At 60.2% G+C, this 9,457-nt stretch carries 10 protein-coding genes and 2 pseudogenes; 5 read left to right on the top strand and 7 right to left on the bottom strand.

Features of this window, described 5'->3' with window-relative positions:
* Nucleotides 1–74 precede the first annotated feature (74 nt).
* Nucleotides 75–527, bottom strand: a pseudogene (locus tag FS320_RS32080) (response regulator); the annotation flags it as partial.
* A gap of 433 nt (nucleotides 528–960) precedes the next feature.
* Here FS320_RS32080 and FS320_RS45405 point away from each other — a divergent pair.
* Together FS320_RS45405 and FS320_RS32085 are read left to right on the top strand one after the other, a co-directional pair.
* Complete coding sequence (locus FS320_RS45405; protein ID WP_153885354.1) at nucleotides 961–1,101, top strand: hypothetical protein; 141 nt, start codon at nucleotides 961–963, stop codon at nucleotides 1,099–1,101.
* Between the two features lie 151 nt (nucleotides 1,102–1,252).
* Nucleotides 1,253–1,690 carry a hypothetical protein gene (locus tag FS320_RS32085; protein ID WP_152716492.1) on the top strand — a complete coding sequence of 146 codons (438 nt, stop codon included), beginning with the start codon at nucleotides 1,253–1,255 and terminating at the stop codon, nucleotides 1,688–1,690.
* Between the two features lie 25 nt (nucleotides 1,691–1,715).
* Here the strand turns inward: FS320_RS32085 and FS320_RS32090 are convergent, their stop codons facing one another.
* The 4 genes from FS320_RS32090 to FS320_RS32105 form a co-directional block, all read right to left on the bottom strand.
* Nucleotides 1,716–2,264: a DNA-3-methyladenine glycosylase gene (locus FS320_RS32090; protein ID WP_152716500.1), complete on the bottom strand. Its 549-nt coding sequence runs from the start codon at nucleotides 2,262–2,264 to the stop codon at nucleotides 1,716–1,718.
* 347 nt (nucleotides 2,265–2,611) lie between these two features.
* Nucleotides 2,612–2,893: a hypothetical protein gene (locus FS320_RS32095; RefSeq protein WP_244627536.1), complete on the bottom strand. Its 282-nt coding sequence runs from the start codon at nucleotides 2,891–2,893 to the stop codon at nucleotides 2,612–2,614.
* Nucleotides 2,894–3,043: 150 nt separating this feature from the next.
* The gene (locus FS320_RS32100; protein WP_152716493.1) at nucleotides 3,044–3,454 is read right to left on the bottom strand and encodes a hypothetical protein; all 411 of its coding nucleotides are present in this window, start codon (nucleotides 3,452–3,454) and stop codon (nucleotides 3,044–3,046) included.
* Between the two features lie 13 nt (nucleotides 3,455–3,467).
* A complete protein-coding gene (locus FS320_RS32105) occupies nucleotides 3,468–3,722 on the bottom strand; it encodes a hypothetical protein (RefSeq protein ID WP_152716494.1) in 255 nt (84 codons plus the stop codon).
* 1,381 nt (nucleotides 3,723–5,103) lie between these two features.
* Here FS320_RS32105 and FS320_RS32110 point away from each other — a divergent pair.
* A pseudogene (locus FS320_RS32110) lies at nucleotides 5,104–5,448 on the top strand (PAS domain-containing protein); the annotation flags it as partial.
* Between the two features lie 248 nt (nucleotides 5,449–5,696).
* Nucleotides 5,697–5,888 (top strand): hypothetical protein, encoded by a 192-nt coding sequence (locus FS320_RS32115; protein WP_152716496.1) that lies wholly within the window; start codon nucleotides 5,697–5,699, stop codon nucleotides 5,886–5,888.
* A 479-nt stretch (nucleotides 5,889–6,367) separates the two neighbouring features.
* On the opposite strand, the gene FS320_RS32120 is transcribed toward FS320_RS32115, so the two are convergent.
* Both FS320_RS32120 and FS320_RS45410 read right to left on the bottom strand, forming a co-directional pair.
* Complete coding sequence (locus tag FS320_RS32120; RefSeq protein WP_152716497.1) at nucleotides 6,368–7,039, bottom strand: metallophosphoesterase family protein; 672 nt, start codon at nucleotides 7,037–7,039, stop codon at nucleotides 6,368–6,370.
* Nucleotides 7,040–8,402: 1,363 nt separating this feature from the next.
* On the bottom strand, nucleotides 8,403–8,618 hold the full coding sequence (locus tag FS320_RS45410; RefSeq protein WP_153885355.1) for a hypothetical protein: 216 nt from the start codon (nucleotides 8,616–8,618) through the stop codon (nucleotides 8,403–8,405).
* 237 nt (nucleotides 8,619–8,855) lie between these two features.
* Here FS320_RS45410 and FS320_RS32130 point away from each other — a divergent pair, with 237 nt between their 5' ends.
* Nucleotides 8,856–9,206, top strand: a complete 351-nt coding sequence (locus FS320_RS32130; RefSeq protein WP_152716499.1) for a hypothetical protein — start codon at nucleotides 8,856–8,858, stop codon at nucleotides 9,204–9,206.
* The last annotated feature ends 251 nt before the right edge of the window (nucleotides 9,207–9,457 follow it).

Here is a 9,457-nt window from a genome sequence, read left to right on the forward strand (position 1 = left end):
GCCGTGGCAGCCGCCCTCAATGCAAGGCCGAGAAAGACGCTGGGCTGGAGATCCCCTGCCGAGGTGCTTGACGAGTGGCTGCGGCAGGTCAACAGAATACGTGTTGCGACGACTGCTTGAATCCGTCCTGTCAGATCGCCGCATTGAAGGACGGCCTCGGTCTGATCAGACGAGCGGCGGATGATGGCCTGCATGCGGGCGATGAGTTCGTCCTTGTGAAACGGCTTGGTGAGGTAATCATCGGCGCCATAACCGAGGCCTCTGACCTTATTCTGGATACCGTCCAAGCCTGAGAGGATCAGGACGGGCGTGCTCACCTTGGCCAGCCGCAGCTGGCGCAGGACATCATAGCCTGACATGTCCGGGAGGTTGAGATCGAGCAGGATGATGTCGTAGTCGGGGAGCCGGCCGAGATCGATGCCGTGCTCGCCCAGATCGGCCACGGAGATCTGGACATTGAGGCGCTGGAGCATGAGCCCGATGCTCTGAGTGACAGAGATGTCATCCTCGATCAGCAACACCCGCATCTCACCACCTCCAAGGGACCTCAGCTAATGTGAGGGAAGTATGCTCAACGAGGAGTTAACGCCGGTGGCCCTTTGACGCTTTCACGGCGGCGATCATGTCCCAAGAGGCAAGAGACTTAGCCGGCTAAATAAAGTCGCATAACAAAGATTATGGAACCTGTTTTCATTGGGTGGGGAAAGGCGCGACCAGGATTGGTGTGACAATCCCATGCGATCGCCATAGTCCAACGTTTAGAAAAGCGCGGCATTAACCAGAAAGAATAATTGCTCAGATTAGGATGGCTTGGTTAATGGCGAGCTATGAATCAGACAGAGACCCATCCTGCCAACGATCTGGTGGCGCATCTATGCAGTCTTGCTGCACTCGCAGGTGCCGTGACGCTCCTGGCTTTGGCGTTCAACGTCGTCCGCCTGTGATCGGTAGGCGAAAGTCATGAAGCCGCGTCCTAACGAGTTCGCCGAGATCCAAGCACCTGATCCATTCGGCCTTCCTTTCACCCGTTCGATCGAGTGGGCTGGCCTGATCGGCGGCCTCGCCCTTCTGGGATGGGCCATCGTTGTGGCAAATCACTAACGGATACCCGGCCGGAATACCGTCAGCGGATACGGCAGAGAGGTTGCGCATCCTGAGAGGCCCCGAACCTATTCATCCGATCCACAAAAAAAGCCGCCGATATCGTGGATGGCCTGCGCTCCGCATCGACCCTTATGAGGCTACAGGTACCTTGAGCATCGGCATCATCGCGACTGCAATTGTCCTGATCATCGGCTACGTCATCGTGTCCAGGCTTGTCGGCCTGGCGTTCCGGCTTGTGGTTCCTCTGGTTCTGCTCATCATTCTGGGCGGAGCCGGTGTGTTCTCGGGCCTGATGCCGGAGCGTCCTCCTGCAGACGCATATGCCCCATATGGACAGGCTCAGCATCGCTCCGGGGCCGACATCGGCGAGCTTCGTCTGCGCGACATCGCCGAAATGGCTGTCGATACAATTCGCTCCGTGCTGCAGGGCAGCCTTGCCCTCCTGAATGGCGTTTCGGAACCGGAGCCAAGGCGTGAGCCGCGCTGGCTAGACGAACCGCAGCGCATGCGTCGCGATGAGCCCTATGAGGGTTCGCCCGGCTTTACCGATGACCCGCGGCAGGGTGATCCGCGGCGCGGATGGTGAGCATCGGTCTATTCTCAGATCGCTCTCAGATCTTCCGGCTGAGGAAGCGCGATCCCGCAAGCGCAAAGCGCCAAGGCCTGTCAGCGGCCCGGGTGATCCCGATGCGCAGCCCTGCCGTAACCTCGACCGGGCCCTCTCGGTTGAAGACCTGGAAGGGTGTTTGGTCCAACGGCAGCGCGTTATAAGTGCTTGTCACACCCAGAGCTTGGCACAGACGGCCAGGCCCTGAGCAGAGACGACGTGGATCGTCGTGGCCTCTCCGTGCCATCATAATCGCGATCCCGACGGTTGGCTCCAAGGCTCTGATCAGGACAGCGCTTCCTGGCCGACAGACGAAGTTCAGGCACCAGTGGATCCCGTAGGACCGGTACACATAGGCCTGCCCGGCAGGACCGAACATGGCCGCGTTGCGGGGGGTTGGGCCGCCAACGCTGTGGGAGGCTGGATCGTCGCCGGTGTAAGCCTCCGTTTCAACAATCACGCCGCCGGTCCCGTCGACGAGCAAAGTGGCTCCGACAAGATCTTGCGCAACGGTGACAGCATTCCGGGCAAAGAACGCCGAGGATAGCGGCATGGCCATGCAAAGCCTTTCTGATGCAAGCTACCATCGGTCGGTCTTGAGGCGGCGGCTCCAACCGTGGACCACCTCAGGGCAGACGTCCCGCCAGCCAGGATTGGAGAGTGTGCCGTTGACTGCATCAGATCTCCCTTGTGAGATGATTGAGCAGGTCCATGCTGCTTTCTGAGCGAACAGTCTGCACAAGCCAGGAGACGGCTTGAGCCGATGAGCAATGTTGCTTGGGGCACGACGGGCGGCTTCAGCCACCGAGCTGATGTAGTTGAATCCGTGTGTGATCAGGCACATGCCCGCCTTCCCTCGCCGCCCAAGCCCTTTCCCTCTCGCAGACGGAGGAGCTTGGGCTAAGCCGCCATCTCCTCACGCGAGTCGGTGATTTGGAACAGGTAGAACCCATTAAACCGCACACCGACCTGGGCAGCCCTGTCCTCAAAGCCTGGAGGGTTCGTATCCGACGGCCGCAGCGCCCGTTCAAACCTCCAGTCGCCTGGGACAACAAAGCCGGGAACCGGGCGGTCCTCCGGCACGGCACAGAGAAGTTCGGGCCGCTGCCTGTTCCGGAACAGGTTGTAGGTGCAATCACGGGCGGGCGATCTGGCGGAAGCCAGCAGCGGAATGGACATCATGGGAATTCCCTGGAAGCTGGCGCTCTTGTCAGTTTTGGTGCGCCGCGTCTGTGGCCTGCCTTACACCAAGCCGATGGGTCCCGGTATCACCCTTGCGGAGTACTTGGATCAGTCAGATCCGCGACGCCTCATTGCCGTCCCGGTTGGCACTCAGCGCCCATCAGCGTTCATGAAGGCTGCCGTGAGGGTTCGCTCGACTTCCCATGTCAGCGGTGTCGGGTTGGCTCTGTTCCAGGCCCGCTGATGCCGCTGCACGAAGCGCTTGCGACTGCGCCTGACCTCGCTGGGAAGGTGAACGGCCAGGAGCACGAAGCTGCGACGCAGTTGAACCTCCGTCCTCTTCCTGGCCGGGAGGGCAGCCTCCGCCGCTTCCGCCGCAGCGATATCGTCTGGTGTCGGATCGGGATAGCGCCCATACGCATCGTCCTCAATCTGGAGGAAGGCTCTGTGCTGGGCCGCGTCGTGGTCCCGTAAGCCGGGAGTGTGTTCAAGGAGGTAGGCCTCAAGGGCGTCACCCCTGCCCTCTTGCTCATGTCTGGCCGAATGGTTCTGTTTTGGCATGCCCTGAGGCTCCTTACGTCCTGCTGTCGCCACCGGTGTCCTGGATCTCAGCTCCACCAAGCCAGTTCTGAGCTTCTTCCAGGCTGCCGAACGTGTGTTCTGTCTCTGTGAAGGGGGCAGGCCTTCTCCTGGGATGCACGTCCACCAGGAGCTCCGCTGTCCAGGTGGCATTGCTCGTTGTGCCGCTCCGCACCAGGCTGGCGATGATCACCCCATCTCGCAGCACGTCATAACTGCCGGGAGCAAGCCGGGAGAGTGTGTAAGGCATGCTCAATCCTCTTGACCCCAAAAAGAACTCACACGACCGTTGCTTCTAGGCAACTGGACCTGACGCAATCCACCATGCGCACGCGGTGTGGTCTCTCTCCATCGTTGGTCGATGGCCCGTAGCCCCGCTCTAAACCTAGGAGACAACCATGCGAGTGAAAGCGGCGTCTGGACGAGGAGTGTGCCGACTGTTGACCCGCTCCTGGCAAAGAGAAGCGCCCCGCGCATGGCAGAGGCGCTTGAGTTCCAGGGAGGACCGACCCCAGCCGCTCCATCATGGACCGGACCACAATGCCCGATGAACACGATTGTGGCTGTACCGAAAAGGGCACAGAGGCCGGAAGATGCTCTCAGAGGCTGGCCAGCAGGAGGCTCACGCCGATCAAGGCAGCAAGGGAGACACCAAATCGGATCGCGGCGCGCGTGAAGGTGGGCGCAGCAACAGGAGAAAAGTCAGCCGTTGAGACTTCTGTCTGACGCATGGTCGAGACCTTTGAAATACTGAGATGGTTTTGAAAGGATTGGCAGACGCTGCTAGCAATCGGGCTGGGTCATCTGTCGGATTTGCGCGCCGATGTCTGTAGCCTCCCGGACACAGTCTGCCCGGATGCTGATCACCGGAACCCATGCTCCATCAGCGGCAGAGGCGACGTGCGTCCAAGACAGGTATTTCGATTGCTCAGGCCTTGCGACACATGCAGTGCCTTGGAGCATGAAGCAGCGGGACCGGGCAGCCAGCTGCCGGGCGCGCCAATAGGACGATGCCTCTCAAGGGCACAACAAATCAGAGTGGAAGGGGGGTTCAAATCGTCTAGGACTTCTGCCCCATAGCGGTACCTCCTAGAGGCGCACAAAAGCCACACAGAAGAGGCAGGGTTTCGCTAAGGCGTTGCGAATCAAAAACGAAAACGGCCTGAGGCCTGGGAAGAAATATCGTGAAGTCCGGTCATTCATTGGCGTCTGCTAAGCCCGAGGCAAGCGATTGCGCCTATAACCTGTTCCGAAACAAGCAGCGGCCCGAGATCCTCTGTGCCGTGCCGGAAGAATACCCAATCCCCTGCTTTATCGAGTCCGAACAGTGGGCTTATGTGGGAACACTTCGCTCCGGTGATCCTCAGCCACCAGGATTTGGCGACCGAGCCGCCAGGACTGGCGTGCGGTTTAATGGCTTCTACTTGTTCTATGTCCCAACGACACAATGGATCGCACGACGGAACTCTTTGACTGAGACAGTTTCCTCGCTCGAGGCCGACGCCACTTTGCCCATTCGCCAGCATGTCAGGAAGGCCTTGTTGCAGCTCCTGGCCAGACACACCAGCCCTGATCAAGTGATCGAGTACGTCAGTCGCTCCGCAGCAGACCAGAAATCCGCCGAGGCGCGCTATGCCGACCTCCTCGCAGCTCTTCCCTTTGCGGTCTATACGACAGACGCAACAGGACGCATCACCTTCTACAACGAGGCTGCCGTGGCCCTGTGGGGACGGCGTCCGGTGCTGGGGCGGGACCGCTGGTGCGGCTCCTGGCACATCTACACTCTCAATGGTGCTCCGCTGCCGCATGACCGCTGCCCAATGGCCGTCGCGATCCGCGAGGATCGGAGGATCCGGGGCGTGACTGCTGTTGCAGAGCGGCCCGACGGCACCCGGGTACATTTCCGGCCGTTTCCCACTCCCTTGCATGACGCCAATGACAACCTTGTTGGCGCCGTCAACGTGCTCCTCGATCTTGGAGCCGCGTGAGCGGTTAAACCATAAAACGCCTGCACTTGGCTTTAGAACGAGTGGATGTCCTGTGCCGAGGACGCCATTCCCGCGGTCTGAGCAAACCATTCAAAGTGACGTGCACTCGCTCTTACAATCCATAGTATTGAGAGGAACCCTCATCGCGTCGTGAGGACCCCAGTAAGTGTGGCGCACTTGCTAATGCCTTGGGAACAGTTACGCTCCTGGCAGCCTCAACAACCTGAGGGCTTCGCATGACGCGCAAGGATTTGGTGGCTGTCTCTGGACGGGTGGGGCTCACCATTGCGGCATTCGCCCTCATCGCAGGTATTATCGCGACGCCCATCCTGCCGAAGCTTGGATCCTATGTCGTGGCTGGGCCCAAGCGGCAGGATGAGCCAACGTTCCGCCCTCTCGTCACGCCGGCGAGCTTCAAGACAAACTAGCCGCCGGCTGCTCTAGCGGAGGCCAACCAAATGGACTGAGGGAAACTATACTTAGCAGCCAAGGACGCGGTGAGCCTGAGCTACCTTTGTTCGGGCTGTGGATCCACACGCGCATTCGTGTCAACGAAGTCTCATGATGCCTCAATCGTCCGCTGCTCTGATTGTCAGCAGGCGCTTGGCTGCCTCAGTGACATCAGGCAGAAGCTTTCGGATAAGGCCAGGGAAGACGCGAGCACACTAGCCAAGCGGATCTATCGACAAGGCAGAGGCGCCAAGTCTTCTTGAGCTGAACCGCTTGGCCAGATACGCGGGGGAGAGGTCGACTACTGTTTGGCAGTCAAGCCGAGCCACGATCGCGGCAGCCGCCGCGCAGGATGCCGCCCGAAGAACTGCGTCCGCCCTGGCGTCACAGGCATCAGCCCCTCCGTCGCTTAAGACGCCATCCCAGGGCGGTGTGGTAAGGTGGAACAGGAGTGGCATCACCCGTCTGGACTCCTCAGAAATGCGACGGCGGGCCCGCGCTCGTCCGCGAACACGCCGGCCGTCAGAGGACTGCTGAACACAGCACCGGTATCGAGATTGGTTCGGTAGGGGCGCACCTCTGGGCAGCCGGTCTCACTCGGCATATGGCCATGAACCACATGCTTGCCGAAGTTGTAGTCAACCAACAGAAACTCGCCTCTGATCCAAAGCTTGGTCTGATCATCTTGCTCAGACAACCTGAGGTCAGGATGACGACCGGCATGAACGAAGTAGCGGTGTTCATCCTCGTACAAGGTCGGAAGACCCGCGATCCAGGAGAGTACGTCAGCCGGAAGATCTCCGGGATGCGAGACGCCGAAGGATGCCAGAGTCGTGTCCCCACCATTGCCGAGCCACCAGGAGGTGACGGCAGGCTCCGTCACAACCTCGAGCAGCATGGCCTCGTGGTTGCCTTTGAGGCAGATGACGCTCTCTGGCCAGTGCTGCTGAAACCGACGCACCAATGCGAGGACACCGGCGCTGTCGGGCCCGCGGTCGATGTAGTCGCCCAGGAACACGAGCTTGCAGGAGCGCCCGTTCGCGTGAGTGATGATCTGAGAAAGCAAGTCCATCAGGAGGTCGAGCCGCCCGTGGATGTCCCCGATGGCGTACGTCAGCCTCTCATCCATGCTGCCGCCTTCCATTCGCGGCGAGTCCGAGCCTGGTTGATGATACTGGGCTTAGCCCTGACCTGACAGGTAGCCGCGACCGCCGAATCTCCAAGCTCGAACAGGATCTCGTCGCTCCGGCTTTCCAGGATCAACCGCAGGACCGGGCAAATGTGCCGGGCGTGATCGCGGACGGATCGAGCCCTAGCAGGTGGATTCCGATGAGGGCGCGCCATTCTGATGGGGAAGTATGAGGAAACGTGGGGCGGGTTGACAGCCGCCCGGTGGAAAGTAGGTCGCCTCAATGCGAACAGCGAGGAGCCCCCGTGATGTCCTCGTAACAGATCTCAACCCGCCGAGTGCCCGCTCTAACAAATATCATGCTTCCCTTTGAGCCAGACGAACCACGAGAGCTCAGATGTCTCTGTCCCGGGTTTCTCACCGGCGACAATCACGCAGCCTGGCGGCATAGAGGGACGAGGACCGATCCTGTACTCGCGGTAGAGCGGCATTGACGATCAAGCCAGATGCGCCACTTCCAATAGGTGTCAGTTCCCTTGGCACACAGACGCCTTGGCTGGAGGATCGAGCGACCTACGGCCAGGGCGTTTCTATTTTGGAACTATTCCGGAAGCTGAGGGCAAGCGTTTCAGGGCCCAAGAGCTACGCACTGAACAGGCGCAGACAGTGCTCGAAAGCGGCCAGCAACACGCCACGAACACTTTAAGGCCGGTTCCATACTCGAGGTTATATGAAATTCGCGGCCTGGAGACGGCGAAGGCCTCCAGGGGCGACCCGAGGCCTTGCCTGTGGGGAGAACACCGGGCGCGGCAGGAGTCCGAGCCCCGTGCGCGACCACCACAGGCTTTGAGTCTGCGCCTGGTGCCGAGCAGCGTCAACGGTCCTCGCCCGAGGCTGAACCGCTTGTCAGAAGGGCTGATCGGAAAGGCGCAGCCCGAAAACGCCAAAAGCCCCGGATCGCTCCAGGGCTTCGGCTGTGGGCGGTTCCTTACACCCGGCTTCCACCAGGCCAGATCCCTCTCTCCACGCAGGCCTTGATCATGCTCCATCTTGAGCCGACGTCAATTCACGCTGACGCGACTATGGCCGAGGTGTCCCCGCAGCCTTGACCAGAACTGCGCGGCCGGTTTTCACGCACGCAGTAGGTTTGGCACGCACGTGGTTTCACGCGCATGCCTGTGACCGGCCGCACGCGCCCATGAAAAAGGGCCGCGCCCGGTCATGTGACCGTGTTCGCGCCCCCTGGCCTATATCTGGCCTACTTCTCACCTCAGAAATTGACAGGATCGATTGTGTGTTAAATTTCGAAACGTTCTGTATCGATGAGTTGCCCCTACGCATCTAAATACTTAAAGCGCCCTCTTCAGATGAGCGGCTCGTTATCGGCGGCGCCATGCCCGATGCTTGGGAAGACCGCGAGGACCTCGCCACGGTAGATGTTCACATTGCTGCGGGCGAGAGGCTCGTAGCCAAGCAGAGTGTCTTGATCGAGCAGATGGCCGAGCGTGCTCACGATACGGCGGAAGCCGAGAGACTGCTTCAGGACTACGAACACCTCCTTCAGACATGGCGCAGGCATCGGCAGCTCATGCTGGACGAGATCATGCGCCAAGAAGGACGTGAACCTGAGGCAACCTAGAGTCGGCCTCGGGATCCTGCGGGTCATTCGGGAGGAAATCGCCAAGGTGATGGCGCCGCACGTGGACAAGCGACAGCCATCAACGTGAAAGATTGCAGATCGATTTTCTGCTTCAGATCGGGATCAACTCCACTATCTTTGGCGCGAACGCCAACGCTGACCGAGCGGAGAAATTTGATGCGAGTGCCGGCAATCGTGCTGATGGGCCTTGTCCTGTCAGGCTGCGTTTCGTCACGCGAGCCGCTGTCCCCGCCCGTTCCGCCAGCCAATCTCGGGTCGACACAGGCAGCACCTCCCGTGCCCCCAGCCCCTCTCCCGACGGGTCTTCCGCCAGGATACACCCGGCACATCACCTACAGGGAAGGCAAGTTCACCCTGCCGGACGGCTCAACCGTGCCTGCCGCTTCTAATGGCGGATTCACGATCTCCACCGGGGCCTATATCCCAACCGACGGAGCAGGCGGGATTATCCTTCCCAATGGAGCACGATGCTTTTCGGACAGTGCACGGGGCTACTTCTGTCCCTGAGGCGTGCCTCTTCGGCAGTTGTTGCCTTCAATTCCTTTCCATTGCCGCGCGGCCTCGGAGCGTGACGCTCGGGGCGAGAGCCTTGCAAATCATGTCCGCAGCGCGAGAGGCGGACAACTGCCTGAACGTACGCATCCGAGGTGGGCCGCCTTGTAGGAATTGTCGGATTTGGCACTGACTGTCCTTATTGACGTCAAAAAGGACAGTGCGGCTATGGATCGAGTTGAGATTGTCGATACGGGTCGGCGTCG

Source organism: Microvirga tunisiensis (genome assembly GCF_009296175.1).
In the GTDB taxonomy this organism is placed as follows: domain Bacteria; phylum Pseudomonadota; class Alphaproteobacteria; order Rhizobiales; family Beijerinckiaceae; genus Microvirga; species Microvirga tunisiensis.

What these genes read in the sequence shown, in the direction of transcription:
- FS320_RS45405 (WP_153885354.1), top strand. Translation starts at nt 961, where the DNA reads ATGAAGCCGCGTCCTAACGAGTTCGCCGAGATCCAAGCACCTGATCCA.
- FS320_RS32090 (WP_152716500.1), bottom strand. Translation starts at nt 2,264, where the DNA reads ATGCCGCTATCCTCGGCGTTCTTTGCCCGGAATGCTGTCACCGTTGCG.
- FS320_RS32095 (WP_244627536.1), bottom strand. Translation starts at nt 2,893, where the DNA reads ATGATGTCCATTCCGCTGCTGGCTTCCGCCAGATCGCCCGCCCGTGAT.
- FS320_RS32100 (WP_152716493.1), bottom strand. Translation starts at nt 3,454, where the DNA reads ATGCCAAAACAGAACCATTCGGCCAGACATGAGCAAGAGGGCAGGGGT.
- FS320_RS32105 (WP_152716494.1), bottom strand. Translation starts at nt 3,722, where the DNA reads ATGCCTTACACACTCTCCCGGCTTGCTCCCGGCAGTTATGACGTGCTG.
- FS320_RS32115 (WP_152716496.1), top strand. Translation starts at nt 5,697, where the DNA reads ATGACGCGCAAGGATTTGGTGGCTGTCTCTGGACGGGTGGGGCTCACC.
- FS320_RS32120 (WP_152716497.1), bottom strand. Translation starts at nt 7,039, where the DNA reads ATGGATGAGAGGCTGACGTACGCCATCGGGGACATCCACGGGCGGCTC.
- FS320_RS45410 (WP_153885355.1), bottom strand. Translation starts at nt 8,618, where the DNA reads ATGCCTGCGCCATGTCTGAAGGAGGTGTTCGTAGTCCTGAAGCAGTCT.
- FS320_RS32130 (WP_152716499.1), top strand. Translation starts at nt 8,856, where the DNA reads ATGCGAGTGCCGGCAATCGTGCTGATGGGCCTTGTCCTGTCAGGCTGC.